This window comes from Lentzea sp. NPDC004789 (assembly GCF_053601075.1).
In genome coordinates this window covers 62,304-81,393 of record NZ_JBSGBE010000027.1, presented here as the reverse complement: position 1 = coordinate 81,393, position 19,090 = coordinate 62,304, and the positions used below count along the sequence as shown (strand labels likewise).

Here is a 19,090-nt window from a genome sequence, read left to right as displayed (position 1 = left end):
TCAAGCCCTCAGCCGATCGGCCGATGTGGACGTTGTCGAACCAGCCGTTCGGCTGGGCGGGGTGACCTTGAGGAGGAGTTCGGTGGGGGCGTGCCTTCCTAGGTTGGCCACATGACCATCCTGCTGGCAGATCCGGTCGTGCGCGCCGTTCGCGTGCTCGACAACGGTGATCCGTTGGTGCCATTAGTCTTCGCGCCTGACGTGCTCGTCAGGCAGGGGCTCGCGCTGCGGCTCGTCGAGGCGCGCAACGCGCTGCCGTCCGGTGTGGACCTCAAGGTGATCGAGGGGCACCGCAGCATCGCCGACCAGAGCGCGATCATCGAGCGGTACACCGGTGAGCTGCGGGAACTGCACCCGGACGCGGACGCGGTCGAGCTGGACCGCTTGTCGAGCCGGTTCGTCGCGCCGCTGGCGGTCGCGCCGCACGTGGCGGGTGCCGCGGTGGACCTCACGCTGGTCGACGACTGGGGTGACGAGCTGTGGATGGGCACCGCGGTCGACGCCACGCCCGAGCAGAGCGACGGCGCGTGCTTCTTCGCCGCCGAGGTGGACGCGGAGGCACGGCGCAACCGGACCGTGCTGGCCGACGCGTTGAGCGGGGCCGGGCTGGTCAACTATCCGACCGAGTGGTGGCACTGGTCCTACGGCGATCGCTACTGGGCCCTGCTGACCGGCGCCGACTTCGCCCTCTACGGACCAGCGGAGGTGCCTGCGTGGGCGCGCTCGTGACGAGCATTCGCCAGGCCGCGGCCGAGCCGTCGCTGTCGGTGGACCTCGCCGCGGTGGCGGCCAACACCCGGCGGTTCGTGGAGCTGGCCCGCGGCGAGGTCATGGCCGTGGTGAAGGCGGACGGGTTCGGGCACGGGCTGCGCGACGTCGCGCGGACGGCGGTCGCCGCCGGTGCCACGTGGCTCGGCGTCACGTCGCTCGCCGAGGCGGTGGCGGTGCGCGAGTCCGGTGTGGACGTTCCGGTGCTCAGCTGGCTGAACCCGGTGGACGCCGACGTCAGGACGGCGGTGCGGTACGGGATCGACCTGAGCGTGCCGAGCCTGCAACACCTCGCGGCGGTCGAGCAGGCCGGGCCGGTGCGGGTGCACCTGCAGCTCGACACCGGGATGGCCCGCGACGGCGCCTCACCGGACACGTGGCTCGCGCTGATGTCCGCGGCCCGGCGGGCCGAGCTGGCGGGGAGGATCTCGGTCGTCGGCGTGATGGGGCACCTGCCGTGCGCGGACACGCCCGGCGCCAACGCGGCCGGCCGGCGCGCCCTGATGCGTGGTGTGGCGATGGCGCGCCAGGCCGGGTTGCGGCCGTCGGTGCGGCATCTGGCCGCCACGAGCGCGGCGTTGACCGATCCCGGCACCCATCTGGACCTGGTCCGCATCGGCGCCGGTCTGGTGGGCATCGACCCGTCCGGGACCACCCGGCTGCGTTCCGCGCTGCGGTTCACGGCGCCGGTGGTCCAGGTGCGACGGGTGTCCGAGGGGACCGGTGTCGGTTACGGCCATGTGCACGTGACCGAGCGTGCGACGACGTTGGCGCTGTTGCCGGTCGGGTACGCGGATGGCTTGCCCCGCACGGCCTCCGGGCGTGCGGAGGTGTTTCTGGCCGGACGCCGGCGTCCGGTCGTGGGGATGATCTCGATGGACCAGGTCGTGGTGGACGTAGGGGACGACGCGGTGGTGCCGGGGGGCGAGGCAGTGGTGTTCGGAGCTGGGGACGAGGGCGAGCCGACGGTGGCGGACTGGGCGTTGTGGGCGGGCACGATCCCGCACGAGATCGTGACGGGGATCGGTGCGCGGGTGCGGAGGTTCGTGCGATGAGGAGGACCCGCGTCGCCGTCATCGGCGGCGGGCAGAACTGCGAGCACGACGTGTCGGTCGCGTCGGCGGCATCGGTGCGGGCCGCGCTCGACCCGGTCAGGTACGAGGCCGTCTCGCTCACCATCGGCCGCGACGGCAGGTGGTGCGGGCAGAGCGGCCAGGTGCTCGACACGCGGACTTCCGGCAGCCTCGCCGCCGCGCTCGACGTGCTGGCGACCTGCGACGTCGTGTTGCCGCTGGTGCACGGGCCGTTGGGCGAGGACGGCACGCTGGCGGGCCTGTGCGAACTGGCCGGCGTGCCGTACGTGGGCTCGCCGCTGCGGGCCGGTGCGCTGGCGATGGACAAGTGGGCCACCAAGCTCGTCGCCGAGGCGGTCGGGGTTCGCACCGCGGCGGCGAAGCTCGTCACCGATCCGTCCACTGTGGACTTCACCGGCCCGGTGGTGGTGAAGCCGGTCGCGGCGGGGTCGAGCTTCGGGGTGCGGCTCGTCGAGCACGAGGCGGACCTCGAACCCGCGGTCCGCCAGGCGCTGGAGCTGGACGACCGGGTGCTCGTGGAGGAGGTCCTGCACGGCAGGGAGATCGACATCGCCGTGCTCGACGACCCGGACGAGGGCCGCAGGACCGGGCCGCCGCTGGAGATCCAGGTCCCCGGCCTGTTCGACACCGCGGTGAAGTACGACGGCAGCGCCAAGTTCCTCATCCCGGCGCCGCTCGCGGACACCGAGCTCAAGGCGCTGGAGGACGCGGCGCTGCGGGTCTACGAGGCGCTCGGCTGTCGTGGCCTGGCGCGGGTCGACTTCTTCCTGACCGCTGACGGCCTGGTGCTCAACGAGGTCAACACCATGCCGGGCATGACGTCGGAGTCTCAGGTGCCGAAGATGTTCAAGGCCACCGGTCTGTCCTATTCGGACCTGCTGGACAAGCTCGTCCGCGGGGCGGTGCGGTGAAGCGCATCGCTGGTCTGGACGTGTTGCGCGGCATCGCGATTCTGCTGGTGATGCTGCGGCACGCGTTCCCCGACGTGTTCCCCGGCGCCGGTGTGGTCGGCGTCGTCGTCTTCTTCACGTTGAGCGGCTACCTGATCACGGGTGTGCTCAGCCGGGAGCTGCGCGGCAAGGGGCGCGTCGACTTCAAGCGGTTCTACCTGCGCCGGGCCCGCAGGCTGCTGCCCGCGCTGCTGGTGCTGACGGTGATCTTCGCGTTCGTCACGCTCGTGTTCGACCCGCTGGGCGAACGCGACAAGCTGCTCAGGACCGCCGTGGTGCTGGTGACGTTCACCGGCAACCTGCCGATCGGCGGGGTCAGCCCGGCGGCGTTCCACAGCTGGACGCTCGCCACCGAGGAGCAGTTCTACCTGCTGTGGCCGGCCCTGCTGGCCTTCGCGTGGGTGCGCAACCGCACGGGCGCGGTCCTGGTGGTCACGGCACTGGCCGCGCTCGCGGCCTGCACCGCGACGCTGATCTGGTTGTGGCCCAACGCCGACAACGCCTACGCGCTGCCGACGTCGTGGTTCGTGTGCTTCGTGATCGGTGCGGCGACGAGGCTCAAGCTGACCAGCGCACCGAGGTGGGCGGTCCCGGTCGCGCTGGTGGGGCTGGCCGTCCTGTCGGTGATCCCGTTGCGCGGCAATGTGCTGACGTACCTGGTCGCGGGTCCGGCGATCTCCGGCTGCACGGCCGTGTTGCTGCTGGTCTGGTCGAAGTGGGAGACCGTGGCGACGCCGATCCGCCCGCTCGTGGCGCTGGGCGTGCTGTCGTACGGCGCCTACCTGTGGAACTACCCGCTGACGTTGTGGCTGCGTCCGGAACTGGGCGCCGCCGCCGGACCGATCGCCGCGGTCCTCACGGTCGTGGCGGCGGCGCTGAGCTGGCGTTACGTCGAGGAGCCGGTCATGCGGCGAGGTAGCCGTTCACCAGAGCCGGCCAGGCCGGCTTGAGGTGCCGGCCGCCGGGCGCGGCGGGGTCGGCGCAGTAGCACGTCGAGGGCCTTCTCCAGGGCGACGGCGTCGTCAGCAAAACGTTCGGGACGCTACGTTGCCGCGACTGGGAGCGGTTCGGGCTTTGTTCGAGGATCGTCAAGATCGCGGTTAGCCTCGATCACGTGCTGGACATCGCCGAAGTCGCGGAGAAGACGGGGCTGGCACCGTCGGCCCTGCGGTTCTACGAGAAGAAGGGCCTGCTCGAGCCGAGCGGCCGCAACGGTCTGCGCCGCACCTACGCGCCCGAGGTGCTGGCCCGGCTGGAGCTGATCAACTGCGCGCGCCGGGCCGGGTTCTCGATCGCGGAGATCAGCCGGTTCCTCGTCGCGACGCCGGGTGACACCGCGTTGCGCGCCAGAATGGCCGAGAAGGCCCAGGAGCTCGAAGAGGACATCGCGCGGTTGCAACGCATGCGCGACAGCCTCGACCACGCCTCGACGTGCACGCACGAGCCGTTGGTCGAGTGCCCCGACTTCAAGCGGAGGCTGGCGCCCTGACGTTGTTCGACGTTCGTTGATCAGTGCGCTGACCTCGAACGTGAAGAATTCCTGGCGGCTAGACAGGTCGTCATGAGGGATGTCGGTTTGCCGCGATCGTCGTGACCGTCAGTTCGAGCAGAGCGAGGTGTGGTCGACTCCGGGGAAGTAGCGGTCGAAGTCCGGCTCGGTCAGCGGTGGGCTGGCCGTGGCGCAGATCCGTTCGGCGGCGTGCCGGTCGTCGGTCTCCCACCGCCGGACCGTGCGGTCGCCGCCCGCGCTGAGCAGTGTGCCGTCCTGGCCGAACGTCAGCGCGTAGACCCGGTCGGCGTGGCCGGTGAGGGTGGCGAGCGGGGTGTGGTCGGCCGGCCGCCAGAGCCGCACGTCGTGGTCGGCACCGGCGCTGGCGAGGACGCTGCCGTCGGGGGAGAACGCGACGGCGTGCACGGTGTCGGTGTGGCCGGTGAGCTCGGCGGTGCGGGCGCCGGTGGCGGTGTCCCAGACGCGGACGGCGAAGTCGGTGCCGCCGGTCGCGAGCCGGGTGCCGTCGGGGCTGAACGCGACCGACTTGACGGCGTGGTCCTGGCCGTCGAGGTGGGTGACGACGGTGCGCCGGCCGACGTCCCAGATGCGGGCGGTGAAGTCGGCGGAACCGCTGGCCAGGCGGCCGTCTCGGCTGAAGTCGAGTGCTTCGACCGAGTCGGTGTGGCCGGTCAGGGTGCCGAGCGAGGTACCGGTGTGCGCGTCCCACAGGACGATGGTGCGGTCCGTGCTGCCGGAGGCGACGAGGGTGCCGTCCGGGCTGACGGCCAGGGCGTTCACCGCGTCGGAGTGGCCGGCCAGCGCGGGGAGCACCTCGGGTCTCCGCGGGTCGGTGATGTTCCAGCGGTGCACGCGGTGGTCGGCGCTCGCCGCGAGCAGCGTCCTGCCGTCGGGGGAGAACCGGACGGTGTTCACGGCATCCGTCGGTCCACTGAGGACGGTCAGGAGGCGGCCGTCGTGCCACAGCTTGACCGTGCGGTCGTAGCTGCCGGTGGCGACTAGCGCGCCATGGGTGGCCACGGAGTACACGGAGTCGCTGTGGGCCTGGAGCAGGTCGCCGGGCAGGTCCCAGAGCCGGACGGTGTGGTCGTCGCTCGCGGTGGCCAGCGCGGTGCCGGCGAACGCGGCTGAGACGACCGCGGCGGTGTGGCCGGTGAGCACGAGCGGGTCGTCGGCGCCGAGGTCCCAGACGCGGGTGGTGCGGTCGACGCCGGTGCTGGCGAGGCGGCCGTCCGGGCTGAACGCCAGGCCGCGCACGACGTCGGTGTGCCCGGCCAGGACGCGCGGTTCGCCGCCCGCGACCGGCCAGACGCGGACCGTGCGGTCGCGGCTCGTCGCGATCTGGCGGCCGTCGGGGCTGAAGGCGACCGCGTTGTCGCCCACGAGGTCACGTGACGCCGGGGTGCCGCTCAAGTCCCATAGGCGGGCCACGCCGTCGGTGGCGCCCGCGATGAGCAACGGCGCTGTGGGGCTGAACGCGAGTGAGATGACGGCGCCGGAGTGGGGGAGCACGGCGGTCCGGCGTGGTTCGCGCGGGTCGGTGAGGTCCCACAGCGTGACGGTCCGGTCGGCGCTCCCGGTGGCCAGGACGTGGTTGTCGCTGCTGAACGCCACGGCGTTGACGAGATCGGCCTGGCTGATGGTGGCGAGCACGGTGCCGGTGGTGGTGTCCCACAACCGTGCCGTGCGGTCCCATCCTGCGGTGGCGAGGATCGTGCCGTCGGAGTTGAACGCGACGTTGACGACGTTGTCGGTGTGGCCGGTGAGAGTGGCGACCTCGCGCGGGTGGTGCGGGTCGGCGACGTCGGTCAGCCTGACCGAGCGGTCCCGGCTGGAGCTGGCGAGCAGCCGTCTTCGCGGCGCGTACGCGACGGAGTTGACGTTGTCGCGGTGGGCGGTCAACCGGGTGGCGTAGGACGGGGTGAACGCGCTGAGCAGCGCGCCGCGGGCGTCCGGCGTGGGGGCGACCCGGTAGGCGGCGAGGGCGAGCTGGGCGGCGAGGGCCGGATCGGTGCCGTGCAGTCGTTTGGCGTCCTGGGCGACCTTCTGCGAGAGCGCGTTGTTGCGCTGGTCGGTGGCCTCCGAGGTGGCCCGCAGCGCCGCGATGCTGACCGCGGTGGTGGCGACCAGCAGCACGGTCAGCAGGCCCACGAGCAGTCGCAGCCGGCGGCGACCGGCGGACTCCGCGCTGAGACCGGCGGTGAGGAACTCCCGTTCGCGGGTGGTGAGCGGCTGCGGCGGCTCGGCGAGCCAGGAGCGGAACGACGCGAGGCGGGCGCCGCGCAACAGGGCGCCGGGGTCGCGGTCGAGCGACTCCCACACGGCCGCGGCCTCGGCCAGGTCGCGGTGGGCGCGCAGGCCGTCGCGGTCCGCCGCGAGCCACTCCCGCAGCCGGGGCCAGCAGCGGATCAGGGCCTCGTGGGTGATCTCGATCCGGTCCTGGTCGACCGTGACGAGCCGGTGGCCGGTCAGGGCTTCGAGGACCAGCGCGGCCTCCGGTTCGTCGTCCAGCTCGGCGCGGCTGATGCGGCGTTTGGTGTCCTCGGTGCCGTCGCCGACCGCGGTCAGCCGGATGAACAACGACCGCACCAGCTCCTGCTGCCGCGGCGTGAACTCGCCGAACACCGCCTCGGCCGTGCGGCTCAGGGCGCCCTCGAACCCGCCGGCGGCGCGGAAGCCCTGCAGCGTCAGGGTGTTGCCCTTGCGGCGGTGCCAGGTCTCCAGGAGCGCGTGCGAGAGCAACGGCAGCGCGCCCGCCTGCTCCACGCAGTTGGCGACCAGTTCGGCCACCAGGGCGGTCTCGACGGTGTGCCCGGTGGTGCGGGCGGGTTGGATGATGGCGGCACGAAGCTCGTCGGTGGTCATCGGGCCGACGGTCAGCTGTGCGGTGCCCATGGCCTTGACCAGCGCGGGGAAGTCCGTGCAGTGGCCGTAGAAATCCGCCCGTACGCCCAGCACGACGCGATGCTCGGTGATCTGCTCGACGAAACGCCGTCGGACCTCACGGTCCTCGCAGAGCGTGAAGATCTCCTCGAACTGGTCGACGACCAGGACGGTGTCGGCGGTCGCGGGCACCTTGACGCACTCGTCGAGCGGGCGCGGACCCGGCGTGAACAGGACCGCGCGGTTGCCCAGCCGCGGCATCAGACCGGCCCTGAGCAGCGAGGACTTGCCCGCACCCGAAGCGCCGACGACCAGCACGACGCGGTGCTCGTCCACCTGCTCCTCCAGCTGGGCGACCAACCGGTCCCGCCCGAAGAAACGGGTCGCGTCCTCCTGCTGGAACGGTGCCAGGCCCACGTAGGGCGCGGTGGCGTCGGGTTGCTGGTGCGGTTCGTCCGCGGCCGTGGCGTACCAGCGTTGTTCCCACTCCTCCTCCGAGCCGCCGCACGCCCGCACGTAGGCGAGCGTGACCTGCAGCGTCGGCAGCTTGCGCCCGCCCGCGGCCTGGGAGAGCGCGGCTTCCGAGTAGTGCGTCAACGAGCTGAGCTCGCGGTAGGTGGGCCTCCCCGCCCTCTCCCGCAATGACCTGAGCTCGCGCGCGAACGTGAGCACCGCCGAGTCACCCGCGTCGAGCGGCCGTTCCTTGCGTGGCATTGCCTGTTCCCCCGTGACTTCGTCCGGCGGGAAAAATCTAGTGTCACGCGGTCTCGTGCGACTGTCTCCCGGATTTCATCGACAGAAGTCGATGATCGTGCCGGTGAGGACGTCGGTCACGCGGTCGAGGGAGGCGAGGTCGGCGTACTCGGTGGCCGCGTGGGCTCCCGCGCCGTCGACGCCGAACAGCAGGCACGGGATGCCGGCCCGGTCGAGCAGGGCGCAGTCGGTCCAGAACGGCTCCGCGCGGACGACCGGTGGCGCGCCGAGGTTGGCCACGAGCGTGCGGACGATCTCCGCGTCCGGGTCGGCTTCGAACGGGTCCCTGGCGAGGCCGCGGGTGAGCGTGGCGCGGAAGTCCTCGACGGTGGCGGTGAGGTGGTCGAGGATGCCGGTCAGCTCGGCTTCGGCCTGATCCGGGGTCTCGCCGGGGACCGTGCGGCGTTCCAGCGTGATCCGGCAGCTCGACGGGTAGGTGGAGGCCTCCTCGCCGCCGCTGATGAGCGACGCGTGGATCGTTCCCCTGCCGAGCAGGTGGTGTTCGCGGGTGAGGTCGAGCCGGTCCAGCGCCACCAGGAAGTGGCCGGCCTTGGCGATCGCGTCGACGCCCAGCTCCGGCCGCGAGCCGTGCGCGGACCTGCCCTCGACCTCCACGTCGAACCACACGAAACCCTTGTGCGCCAGGGTGACTTCGAGGTGGCTCGGTTCGGTGACGATGGCGGCGTCGGCGGTGAACCGGGTGAGCACTTCTTCTGTGCCGAAGCTGCCGTGCTCTTCGTCTGCCACGCACGCCACGATGACATCTCCGCGCAGTGGGCGTTCGGTGGCTCTGACGGCGGCGACCATCATGGCCGCCACGCCGCCCTTCATGTCGAACGTGCCGCGGCCGAACATCCTGCCGTCCCTGATCTCCGGCCTGAGCGGGTCGCCGTCGTAGTTCGCGGTGCCGACGGTGTCGATGTGGCCGTTGAGCATCAACGACCTGCCGCCGCCGGTGCCCTTCCGTACGGCGACGATCGACGGTCTGCACCGGCGTTGCTCCAAGCGGTGAATCTCGAAGTCGTTGTGCTTGAACCATTCGGCGCAGAAGTCCGCGACGGCCGCCTCGCCGTTGCCGCCGGGGACGAGGTCCGGGTTGACCGAGTCGATGGCGACCAGTTCGGCCAGCAGGTCACGCGGGTTCACCGGCGGCTCCCCTCGGGTTGGCGTCGCGTCCTTCGGTGCTGATCAGCACCACGGTGTCCAGGGTGCCCAGGTCCTCGCGAACGGCGCGCAGTCCCGCGAGCGGTGCGGCGCCGCACGGTCCGGAGTGGACGTTCAGGGCGGCGAGATCCTCGATCGCGCGGGCGCATTCGGCGTCGGAGACGGCCACGGCGGCATCCAGGCCGTGGCGCAGGAACGGCCACGCGGTGGCGGACGGGGTGCCGCAGTTCAACCCGGCCATGATCGTGTCGCCGGTCGGGACGGTGCTGAGCTCACCTGCTTTCAGGCTGGTCAGGACGCAGTCGGCGGTGTCAGGTTCCACGGCCAGCAGGCGGGTGCGGGAGTCGCGGCCGCGGTAGTGGGTGATCACGGCCTGGGCGAACGAGCCGACGCCGACGGGGATGACGACGAGATCCGGTTCCTCCGGCAGCTGCTCGTCGATCTCCGCGCACAGCGTGCGGTAGCCGTCGACGATCCAGGCCGGGATCTCCTCGTAGCCGGGCCAACCCATGTCCTGGATGAGAATTCCATCTGCCTTGGCCGCCATGGCGACCGCGTCGTCGTAGGTCCCGTTGACGACGGTCACTTCGGCTTGTTCGGCCCGAATGGCGTTGATGGCGTGCGGATGCACGTTGTGCGGCACGAAGATGTGCGCGCGTTGGCGGAACATTCGTGCCATACGGGCGATTGCGCGGCCGTGGTTGCCATCGGTCGCCGTGGTGATCGTGGTCTGTCCGATTTGGTCTTTCAGCACCTGATGCACCGCCCAGGACGCGCCGAGGGCCTTGAAAGCGGGCAGGCCCAGCCGGGAGGATTCGTCCTTGACGAACAACCGGCCGACTTGGAGTTCGGCCGCCAATGCCGGGAGTTCGGTCAGCGGAGTGGGCGCGTAACCGGGAAGTGCCGCGTGGAAGTCCCGCGCCTCGGTGGAGGCGGGCGGGCACCTCCAGGTGCGGGCGTCTGGCCGCATGAACTTCATGAGCACCAGCGTGCGGTGACGCCGATCGTCGGTCCAGCGCACGTTCTCGATCCGTATCGGTGGGAAAAACCGACGAGTCGCCTGGGAGGTGGCGGTTGACCGATGAGGAGCTGATCGTCGAGTTCGCCCTGACCCGTCTCGACCATCCCGGCCTCGACCTGGAGGAGGTCGCCGCGCTGGTGGTCCGGCGGGTGGGGCCGGAGCGGATGCTCGAGTTCGCCGGGCAGACCCTCGCGCACCGCGACGAGCTGCGGGGAGCGGTGTTCCCGGCGGCCGTCGAGCACGTCCTGCGGGTCGTGCTGACGCTCCGGGGCCCGCGGGACTAGCTTTTGCTGAACGTTTGTTCAATACTTTGAACATGCGTTCAGACCTGACGGCGCGTGCTCGCATCCGGGACGCCGCCCTGGCCCGGTTCGGCGCGGACGGGGTGGCGGGGACGTCCGTGCGGGCGGTGGCGGCCGATGCCGGCGTGTCCGCGGCGCTCGTGCTGCACCACTTCGGGTCCAAGGAAGGGCTGCGGCAGGCGTGCGACGAGCACGTGCTGGAGGGCGTCGACTCCGAGGCGGACCTCGCGGAGGTGCTGCAGGCGGCCACGCCCGTTCGCCGGTATCTGGCCCGTGCGTTGCTGGACGGCACCGAGAGCGCGTCCGCTTTGTTCGATTCGATCGTGGCTCGTACCTCGGCGTGGCTCGCTGAGGGAGAGGACGAGGGGTGGGTGCGGCCTTCTGCGGACGCGCGCGCTCGTGCCGTGACGTACGTGTCGTGGCTGTTGGCGCCGTTGGTGCTGAGTGGGCACGTGAGCAGGCATCTCGGCGGTGATCCGGCGGAGACCGCTACGGCCGTGCGCGGCGCGCGGGCCGGTCTGGAGATGTTGACGCACGGGCTGTTCGCCGATGACCGGTTCCTCGTGGCGTTCAAGGAGGTCGGCAATGGTTGAGTCGGTGGCCAAGCTGTTCCGGATGGACGACGACGCGTGGCGCAGGCATGCGAACCCGTGGAGCGTGTGGACCCGGTTCGCGGCGATCCCCGCGATGCTGCTCGCGATCTGGAGCCGCACGTGGATCGGCTGGTGGTGCCTGGTGCCGGTGCTCGTCGTGGCCGGGTGGCTGTGGCTGAACGTGAAGGTGTTCCCGCCGGTCGCCGAGCCGCGCAGCTGGACGTCGCGGGGCATCTACGGCGAGCGCGCGTGGCTGGAGAACCGTGCGTCGGTGCCTGCCGACCACCGCGCGGTGCTGCGGCTGCTCGTGGCGGTGGGCTCGGTCGGGTTCGCGTTGATGATCTGGGGACTGGTGGCGCTGCGGCTGTGGCCGACGGTGTCTGGCGCGGCGCTCGTGGTGCTCGCGCAGCTGTGGCGCATTGACCGGTTCGGGTGGCTCTGGGAGCGCGTGAACGCGGCTTGAGCGGCGCTCGATCGCGACTGCACGGAATTGTCGGTGCCGCCCGGTAACGTCCTGCCCATGACAGCTGGGGACCGGATTGCAGAGCTCGCGGCGCGGATCGTGGAGCTGCGCGACGCCTACTACCAGGGCGAGCCGCTGGTGGCCGACGCCGAGTACGACGCGATCGAGGACGAGTTCCGCGCGCTGGTCGCGAAGCACCCGGAGCTGGCGCCGGAGGACAACCCGCTCGACCACGTGGGCGCGCCGTCGGTGCTGCACGCGCCCGTCCGGCACTCGCGGCCGATGCTGTCACTCGAAAAGGCGAACAAGCCCGAGCAGGTCGAGGCGTTCTTCGCGCGGTTCCCCGGCCAGCCCGTGGTGGTCATGCCGAAGCTCGACGGCCTCTCGCTCGCCCTGGTCTACGAGAACGGGCGGCTCGCGCGGGCGGTCACGCGCGGCGACGGCACGACGGGCGACGACGTCACGTTCCTCACGCGCGCGTTGTGCGACGGCGTGCCGGACAAGGTCGATGCCCCAGGCCGGGTCGAGGTGCGCGGCGAGTGCGTGATGCTGCGCTCGACGTTCGACGCCTACAACGCGGCACACCCGGACAAACCGCTGATCAACCCGCGCAACGCGGCCGCGGGCACGTTGCGCGCGAAGGACCCGAAGGCCGTCGAGGGCCGCCGGATGCAGTTCTTCGCGTTCGACCTGACGACCGAGCCGGAGAGCGCCGACTCCGACCTGGACGCGGGCCTGCGCAAGCTGGGCTTCTCCGTGGCCGAGATGAGCCACTGCTCGTCGGCGGCCGATGCGCAGAAGCTGATCGAGGGCATCGAACAGGCCCGCAACTCGCTGGACTACGACCTCGACGGCGCCGTTCTGCGCCTGGCCAACCGCGACGCGTTCGCCGCCGCGGGCACCAGGTCGTCCTCGCCGCGCGGCGCCATCGCCTACAAGTTCGCCGCCGAGGAGAAGACGACGGTCCTGCTCGACGTGGTCTGGGACGTCGGCAAGACCGGCAAGATCGCCCCGGTGGCCTGGCTGGAGCCGGTCTTCGTGGGCGGCACCACGGTCACCCGAGCCACCCTGGCCAACCAGGAGGTCATCCGCTCACGCGGCATCAAGATCGGCGACACGGTCCTGGTCCGCCGCGCCGGCGACGTGATCCCGTTCGTGGCGGGCGTCCTCGACTCCTCGAAGCGCACCGGCACCGAGCGCGAGATCGTCCCTCCCTCGACGTGCCCGTCGTGCGAGCAGGAGCTGACCGAACAGGGCAACAGCCGCGAGCTCTTCTGCACCAACGAGGCCTGCCCGGCCCAGACCGTGCGCCGCCTGATCCACTGGTCCTCCCGCGCCGCCGCCGACATCGACGCCATCGGCCAGGTCTGGATCGAACGCCTCGCCGAGACCGGCGACCTGGTGAACCCGTCCGACTTCTACACGCTCACCAAGGACCGCCTCCTGGAGTTCGACCGCGTGGGCGAAGTCTCCGCCACCCGCATGATCGAGTCCATCGACCGCAGCCGCGCCGTGGGCCTGCGCCGAGCCCTGATCGGCCTCTCGATCCCGATGGCCTCCGAAGGCACCGCGGCGAGGCTGTGCCGCGCGGGCTTCGGTTCCCTCGAAGAGGTGGCCGACGCGGGCGTCGAGAAACTGGTGGCCGTCGAGGACATCGGCCAGAAGGTCGCCGAGTCCCTCACCCACCACCTGGCCCGCCTGCGCCCGGAGATCGAACGGCTGCGGGCCCGCGGCGTGTCGCTGGACGTCCGCGAGGAGGACCTGCCGCCCAAGGTGGTCGCGGGCGCCCCGCTCGACGGCAAGTCCGTCGTGATCACCGGCTCGATCAGCGACCCGAGGTCCGGCGAGAAGGTGGCCCGCCCCACCTTCCAGAAGATGTGCGAGCGCGCGGGCGCCACAGCCGCGTCCTCGGTGTCCGCGAACACCGACATGCTGATCACCGGCGCCGGCGTGGGCGCCGCCAAGCTGACGAAGGCCGAGAAGCTCGGCGTCGAGGTGGTGGACCAGGCCGAGATCTGGTCGGTGCTGATCGGCGCGGGCATCGCCTGACCGCCCGGCCCGCGCGCTCGCGTGCGGCGCGCCCGCGCCGGTGGACCCGCGCGCGTGGGGTCGGCGTGTGCGGCGCAGTGATCAGTTCACAATGAGCCGGCGGGCCGGCTTTGCCTGCAGAGCAGGGCGTTTCGAGATCACGGTGTGCGTGAGGAGGTCTTGACCGCGGACACGCGCACGGCCAGCGGGATACCGACACGACCGCTCATCGCGTGGATCCAGCTGCCGGGTCGCCCAGATCCGTTGGGCTGGGCTCGGTCGGCTCTCTCCTCGACCGCCCGAACCTGGATGCCGTCCACTTCGGACTCTTGATGGATCGCCGATTCCGGCTGCGTGAGGGTGATCGGATGTCACCGCGGGGTCTTCTCGTCTGAGAGCGCATGTCCGGAGATCTCTGCCGGTTCGCCTGTGCCGGTGTCCGGGGCGGGTACCCAGGCCAGGGTGAGTGCTCCGCCAACGAGGGCGAGCAGGCAGCCGGCCAGGAGGCCGCCGAGGTTGGACAGCACGAGGCTGAGCAGGCCGCACACGATTGCGACGGCGCCGGCGAAGTGGCGCAGACGCGGGTCGGACAGCGTGGTCAGCCCGGCGACGATCAGCAGAACGCCGAGCAGCCAGCTGGCTGGTGCGGCGGCGCCGGACACTGAGAGCAGGCCCGGTGCGGTGAGCACCACGCCGACCAGTTCTGCGCCGGCGGCCGTGGTCAGCAGGGCGCCGATGAACGGCGACGAACGACGCCACAACCTGAGCTTCTGCCTGATGAGCCGATTCATGGAGCGGGCACCGGGCAGGGGGCGGCGCCGGGGCGGATGGTGATGTTCACGTCGTCGGCGGCGAAGGTGCCCGCGGTCGCTGAACCGGCCTCGATGGTGACCTTCTCCAGCACGGCGGCGTCGGAGCGGTAGCCGGTGACACTGTCGGTCGGGCCGATGACCAGCTTCTGGAGATCGAGCTGCCCGGAGGCGCTGTGTGCGTCGATGACCAGATTGGTGGCGTGCACGGTCTTCGCGGTCACTTTCATGGTGACCGCACCGATCACGGGCAGCTCCACGGTTTGTGACTGACACATCCCGGTCACCGTGGCACCGGACAGGCTCGTGCGGATGGCGAGCGCCCCGGTCTGCTGAGACATTCCGGGGGTGAATCCAAAGCCATTGGCGTCGATGCGTTCCACGGTCACCCGGAACGGTGTCGCATTCGCGAACGAGACCGGCACTGCACCGTTGGCGATGCCGCAAACCAAGCCCGTGGCGGCGGCGACGGTCGGCGCGACAATGACCAGGAACCGTCGCCAACTGGTGTGGCCGGCGCGTCTGTCCTCTTCCGTGAGCACGGCGAGAGAATAGGGGAAGAGTTCCGCACCACCGTCGCGACAAGTTGTTGTTCATCCCATCGAATGAACCAGGCCGATTCACTCAGCGGATCTCTTGCCTGTCATACATCCGGCTGGTTGAGTGCACCGGTTGTCGCGGAACTTGTGAGGAAATTCGGTGTATCTGAACCGCAAGGCGCTGAACCGTGCGGCCATTCTCGGCCCCGCGCTGCGGGACGCGTATCTGTTCTGCCGCGCCGTGTTGGACAAGTCCGAGGACCGGGCAGTGCTCGGCGCGAGCACCGCGCTGCTGCCGCTGCGGAAACGTCCACCGATGTGGGCGCTCACCGCGTTCGCGGCCTACACCGACGACCTGGTCGACACCGGCGATCCGGCACTGCGGCCAGTGCGGTACGACGTGTGGTGCCGGCAGGTGCGGGACGCGTTGGCGACAGGGCAGTCCGACCACCCCATCTGCGCTGCCCTGCTCCACACGGTGCAGACCTGGGGGATGGCGGCCGCCGACGTGGAGGCCTATCTCGACGGGCTTCGCGCAGACTTCACGGTCACCGAATACTCCACCTTCGGCGATCTGCGCGACTACATCCACCGTGTCGACGGACCACTGGTGCGCCTGGGTCTGAACATCATGGAACCGATCCGTGACGACGCCACCGATCGCGCCCTCGCACTCGCCACGGCCGCACAACTGGCCGACTTCGTCTGCGACGTCCGCGAAGACGCCGGCGAAGGCCGTACCTACCTCCCGCTGAGCGACCTGCGGGCATTCGGCCTCGTCCCGCGCGACATCATTTCCGGCAACCACAATCCGCAGGTCCAGAACCTCATCCGACTCCAGATGGAACGCGTTCAGTCCCTCTGGGAACACGGGAAGGGAATTGTGGACGCGGTGGAACCGCAATGCCGAGCCTGGCTGCACCGCGGGATCCGTGAACTCGAGGCTCTTGTCGTGGAGTTCGAGCGCCGCAACTACGACATCTCCGCCGGAACACCGCGGTTCCGCGTCCGCACCCTGGGAGCTCTGACCCATGCCCGATAACAGCACCACCGACCTCACCACCTTGGTGCGCGAGGAGTTGCTGCGCCGTACCCAGAACCCGGCCACCAGCCTCGACGCGGTCTGCGCGTACGCGCTCGAACCCACAGGCAAACTGCTCCGCCCGGTGTTGCTCATCGAGTCCGCGCTGGCCGTCGGCGGCAGCGTGGAAGCCGTGCTGCCGGCCGCCGTCTCCGTCGAATGTGCCCACGTCGCCAGCCTCGTGCACGACGACATCCTCGACAACGACGAGATGAGACGCGGCCGGGACTCCGTCCAGCACCGCTACGACCTCGCCACCGCCCTGCTCGCCGGCGACCTGCTCTTCTCCCGCTCGGTGGACAACCTCCTGATGTGCCGCGACCGCGGCATCCCCGCCGAACGACTGATCGACGCCACGGCCGTCTGGGCCACGGCGTGCCGCGACCTGTGCCAAGGCGAGCACCAGGAACTCGAACTCATCGGCTCGACCCACGTCACCATCGGGGAGTACCTCGACGTGGTGCGGAACAAGACCGCCTCCCTGTTCCGCGCCGCCTGCCAGGTCGGCGGCATCCTCGCCGGCGCCACCTCCGAGCCCGTCCAGGCCCTGGCCGACTTCGGAGAGAACCTGGGCGTCGCCTTCCAGATCCAAGACGACCTGCTGCCCTACCTCTCCGACCAGGCCACCGTCGGCAAACCCGTCATCAGCGACCTCGACAACCAGCGCCTCACCCTTCCCCTCATCCTCGCCTACCAAGCCACCTCCGCCACCGGCTGGGCCGCCCTGGACCGCGCTCTTGACGGCTCCGTGTCACCGGAGCAGGCCCACGCCGAACTCAAGGCACTGCTCACCGAGACCGGCGCACTCGACCGCGCCCACACCATCGCCGGGGAGTTCGCCCTGCGCGCGGACAAACACGCACTCCGCCTCCCGCCCGGCCACCACCGCGACAACCTCCGCGCCTACACCGAACTCAGCATCAGCCGCCGCTGCTGAGTGATCAGGTCAACATGAGTTCGCGCAGGCAGATGGTCGAAGAAGCCAGACCCGGAACGGCTTGGTGAACGTCAGCTGTGCGCACGCGGAGTCGTCGGAAGCCTTTGAGCCGGGAGAAGGGAAGTGGGCGTGCCGCGTGCGCGAGATGAGGAAGGACTCGAGCCGGGCGCCCGATCGTGGACCTGGCTCCCGGCGCGGACCCGAGATGTGGAAAAGCCCTCAGGCCGCCGTCGAGGGGGTGTGACGGCCTGAGGGCGCGCCCCCACGGCCGCCGTCGGGGGACTGAAGTGACGGCCTGAGGGCGATGTTCCTCCAGCCGCCTGGGGGAGGAAGACGGCTTGAGGGTTGGTCTTTGGTGGTCGGTGCGGCGGTCGCCTCTCGGCGGTGGGCACGACGCGGTACCAGCCGAACGGTCTTCCGCGAAGGCGATGTAGGTGAGGCCCGGGGGACCTGAACCACACCGACCACTCTCTACAACGGCGCTTGCCCCGCTGGTGTTTCCGGATGATCTGTGTGGTGCCTCACCGCTGAAAGCTCCCATGTCGCAAGGGAAAGCGGGATGCCCCCAGGCCGTCGTCGGGGGAGAACGCGACGGTCTGGGGGCAAGTGTGCGGGCTCGGATCCTCTTCCGTGCCAATGGGGCTGAAGGCAACGACACGGAGAACCGTTGTGTTTCCAGGTGATCTGCAGGAGGACGCCCTCAGGCCGTCCGTCGGGGGAGAGTGACGGCCTGAGGACGAGCTTGAGGTGGTCGGTGCGGCGGTCGCCTCTCGGCGAGTGGCTCGACGCGGTACCAGCCGGACGGTCTTCCGCGAAGGCGATGCAGGTGAGGCCCGGGGGACACGGACCGCACCGACCATCACCTACAACGGCACGATGCCCTCCGGTGTTTCCGGATGATCTGTGTGGTCGCTCACCCGCGACACCGAGCCCGTGAATCCGGCGGAACCCTGGTCCGGACGGACGAATCCGGTTCTAATAGGAGACGACGCCGCCCCTGTCACAAGGTTGGAGAACCTGCATGGTGAGGCGGCGTTCGTTCCTGCTGGGTGCATCGGCCCTGCCATTCCTGACCACGGCTGCAGCCGGCCCGCTCGACGCCGGTCGCGCGGCCGCGGACTACTGGATCCGCACGCAGAGCCTCGGCGGCAACGACTGGCAGGACGCGACCCTGCACAGCGGCGTCATGGCCCTCTACCGGGCCACCGGGGACACGAAGTACCGCGACTACACGCTGAGCTGGGCGAACCGGCACAGTTTCGGCCTCAAGAGCTCGTCGGGCAACCCCCACTTCGCCGACTACCAGGCCGCCGGGCAGCCCTACCTGGACCTGTACGAGGACGACCCCGAGCCGCGCAGGCGGGCGGCGATCGTCAAGGAGATCGACGCGACCATCGCCAGTGGCCGCACCGACTACTGGTGGTGGGTGGACGCGCTGCACATGGCGATGCCGCTCTACGCACGGCTGAACAGGATGGACTACGGCGATCGGCTCTACCGGTACACCCGGCAGCGGCTGTGGAACAACGGGCTGTGGTGGCGCGACAGCAAGTACGTCAACAAGAACGTCTACTGGTCGCGCGGCAACGGGTGGGCGGTCGCCGCACTCGCCAAGGTGCTGAACGTGCTGCCGCGGGACTCCCCGTACCGGGTGGGCTACCTGGCGGACTTCCGGCAGATGGCGGCGCGGCTCGTGCAGGTGCAGCGGCCGGACGGGTTCTGGAACGTCAACCTGGGTGATCCCGCCGACCATCCGGGGCCGGAGACGAGCGGCACGGCGTTCTTCACCTACGGGCTGGCGTGGGGCATCAGGGCGGGTGTGCTCGGCGCGGCGACGTACAAACCGGCGGCCGTGAAGGCGTGGGACGGCATGGTCCGGGTCGCGCTGCAGTCGAACGGCAGGCTCGGGTACGTGCAAGGCGCGGGGCAGCAACCCTCCGACCATCAGCCGGTGGGGCGCAACGACACGTGGAACTTCGGTGTGGGAGCGTTCCTGCTGGCCTCCTCCGAGGTGGCGAAGATCTGACGTGGCGGCACCCCGCCCGGTCGTGCGCGGCGCATGGCAGCGCACGGCCGGGGGTGCCGGTGGCGCGGAAATTGGTTCGCCAGTGGCGAGGACGAGCCTGGCGATCGTGTCAGCGAGCTCGCGTGGATCAAGTGTCGCGGTCGTGCCACGACGGCCCAAGGGGCCAAAA

General features: G+C 70.4%; 17 protein-coding genes. 12 read left to right on the top strand and 5 right to left on the bottom strand.

All coding sequences use genetic code 11. The features are described 5' to 3' along the window. The first annotated feature begins 111 nt into the window (after window positions 1-111). The 5 genes from ACWEIJ_RS40595 to ACWEIJ_RS40575 all read left to right on the top strand — a co-directional run bounded on the left by ACWEIJ_RS40595 (window position 112) and on the right by ACWEIJ_RS40575 (window position 4,301). The gene (locus tag ACWEIJ_RS40595) at window positions 112-729 is read left to right on the top strand and encodes a M15 family metallopeptidase (RefSeq protein ID WP_449842610.1); all 618 of its coding nucleotides are present in this window, start codon (window positions 112-114) and stop codon (window positions 727-729) included. Beyond that, window positions 714-1,823: an alanine racemase gene (alr, locus tag ACWEIJ_RS40590; protein ID WP_449842609.1), complete on the top strand. Its 1,110-nt coding sequence runs from the start codon at window positions 714-716 to the stop codon at window positions 1,821-1,823. The genes ACWEIJ_RS40595 and alr overlap by 16 nt, the downstream gene beginning before the upstream one ends. After that, window positions 1,820-2,773 carry a D-alanine--D-alanine ligase family protein gene (locus ACWEIJ_RS40585; protein WP_449842608.1) on the top strand — a complete coding sequence of 318 codons (954 nt, stop codon included), beginning with the start codon at window positions 1,820-1,822 and terminating at the stop codon, window positions 2,771-2,773. The genes alr and ACWEIJ_RS40585 overlap by 4 nt, the downstream gene beginning before the upstream one ends. Then, on the top strand, window positions 2,770-3,762 hold the full coding sequence (locus ACWEIJ_RS40580; protein ID WP_449842607.1) for an acyltransferase family protein: 993 nt from the start codon (window positions 2,770-2,772) through the stop codon (window positions 3,760-3,762). Before ACWEIJ_RS40585 ends, ACWEIJ_RS40580 begins: the two co-directional genes overlap by 4 nt. Window positions 3,763-3,926: 164 nt before the next feature. Next, window positions 3,927-4,301 (top strand): MerR family transcriptional regulator, encoded by a 375-nt coding sequence (locus tag ACWEIJ_RS40575; protein WP_449842606.1) that lies wholly within the window; start codon window positions 3,927-3,929, stop codon window positions 4,299-4,301. Window positions 4,302-4,409: 108 nt separating this feature from the next. Here the strand turns inward: ACWEIJ_RS40575 and ACWEIJ_RS40570 are convergent, their stop codons facing one another. The 3 genes from ACWEIJ_RS40570 to ACWEIJ_RS40560 form a co-directional block, all read right to left on the bottom strand. Next, the gene (locus tag ACWEIJ_RS40570; protein WP_449842605.1) at window positions 4,410-7,919 is read right to left on the bottom strand and encodes an nSTAND1 domain-containing NTPase; all 3,510 of its coding nucleotides are present in this window, start codon (window positions 7,917-7,919) and stop codon (window positions 4,410-4,412) included. A 75-nt stretch (window positions 7,920-7,994) separates the two neighbouring features. After that, entirely contained in the window at window positions 7,995-9,104 is a 1,110-nt protein-coding gene (locus ACWEIJ_RS40565; RefSeq protein WP_449842604.1) for a M20/M25/M40 family metallo-hydrolase, read from the bottom strand. Continuing rightward, the gene (locus ACWEIJ_RS40560) at window positions 9,091-10,143 is read right to left on the bottom strand and encodes a pyridoxal-phosphate dependent enzyme (protein ID WP_449842603.1); all 1,053 of its coding nucleotides are present in this window, start codon (window positions 10,141-10,143) and stop codon (window positions 9,091-9,093) included. Before ACWEIJ_RS40560 ends, ACWEIJ_RS40565 begins: the two co-directional genes overlap by 14 nt. A gap of 53 nt (window positions 10,144-10,196) precedes the next feature. Between ACWEIJ_RS40560 and ACWEIJ_RS40555 the strand changes: the two genes are divergently transcribed. Genes ACWEIJ_RS40555 through ligA form a run of 4 tightly spaced genes read left to right on the top strand, consistent with a single transcriptional unit; the run spans window position 10,197 to window position 13,550 of the window. Further along, entirely contained in the window at window positions 10,197-10,427 is a 231-nt protein-coding gene (locus ACWEIJ_RS40555) for a hypothetical protein (protein WP_449842602.1), read from the top strand. A 32-nt stretch (window positions 10,428-10,459) separates the two neighbouring features. Further along, window positions 10,460-11,038 (top strand): TetR family transcriptional regulator, encoded by a 579-nt coding sequence (locus ACWEIJ_RS40550; protein WP_449842601.1) that lies wholly within the window; start codon window positions 10,460-10,462, stop codon window positions 11,036-11,038. Then, entirely contained in the window at window positions 11,031-11,501 is a 471-nt protein-coding gene (locus tag ACWEIJ_RS40545) for a DUF6653 family protein (RefSeq protein WP_449842600.1), read from the top strand. The genes ACWEIJ_RS40550 and ACWEIJ_RS40545 overlap by 8 nt, the downstream gene beginning before the upstream one ends. A gap of 57 nt (window positions 11,502-11,558) precedes the next feature. Beyond that, window positions 11,559-13,550, top strand: a complete 1,992-nt coding sequence (gene ligA / locus ACWEIJ_RS40540) for an NAD-dependent DNA ligase LigA (protein ID WP_449842599.1) — start codon at window positions 11,559-11,561, stop codon at window positions 13,548-13,550. A 350-nt stretch (window positions 13,551-13,900) separates the two neighbouring features. Here the strand turns inward: ligA and ACWEIJ_RS40535 are convergent, their stop codons facing one another. Together ACWEIJ_RS40535 and ACWEIJ_RS40530 are read right to left on the bottom strand one after the other, a co-directional pair. Next, entirely contained in the window at window positions 13,901-14,320 is a 420-nt protein-coding gene (locus ACWEIJ_RS40535) for a DUF6114 domain-containing protein (RefSeq protein ID WP_449842598.1), read from the bottom strand. Further along, on the bottom strand, window positions 14,317-14,880 hold the full coding sequence (locus ACWEIJ_RS40530; RefSeq protein WP_449842597.1) for a DUF6230 family protein: 564 nt from the start codon (window positions 14,878-14,880) through the stop codon (window positions 14,317-14,319). Before ACWEIJ_RS40530 ends, ACWEIJ_RS40535 begins: the two co-directional genes overlap by 4 nt. A 157-nt stretch (window positions 14,881-15,037) precedes the next feature. Here ACWEIJ_RS40530 and ACWEIJ_RS40525 point away from each other — a divergent pair, with 157 nt between their 5' ends. From ACWEIJ_RS40525 to ACWEIJ_RS40515, 3 genes are all read left to right on the top strand, one after another. After that, window positions 15,038-15,919 carry a phytoene/squalene synthase family protein gene (locus ACWEIJ_RS40525; protein ID WP_449842596.1) on the top strand — a complete coding sequence of 294 codons (882 nt, stop codon included), beginning with the start codon at window positions 15,038-15,040 and terminating at the stop codon, window positions 15,917-15,919. Beyond that, window positions 15,909-16,895: a polyprenyl synthetase family protein gene (locus ACWEIJ_RS40520; protein ID WP_449842595.1), complete on the top strand. Its 987-nt coding sequence runs from the start codon at window positions 15,909-15,911 to the stop codon at window positions 16,893-16,895. Before ACWEIJ_RS40525 ends, ACWEIJ_RS40520 begins: the two co-directional genes overlap by 11 nt. Window positions 16,896-17,916: 1,021 nt before the next feature. Beyond that, window positions 17,917-18,921, top strand: coding sequence for a glycoside hydrolase family 88/105 protein (locus tag ACWEIJ_RS40515; RefSeq protein ID WP_449842594.1), 1,005 nt, complete (start codon window positions 17,917-17,919; stop codon window positions 18,919-18,921). Window positions 18,922-19,090: the final 169 nt, after the last annotated feature.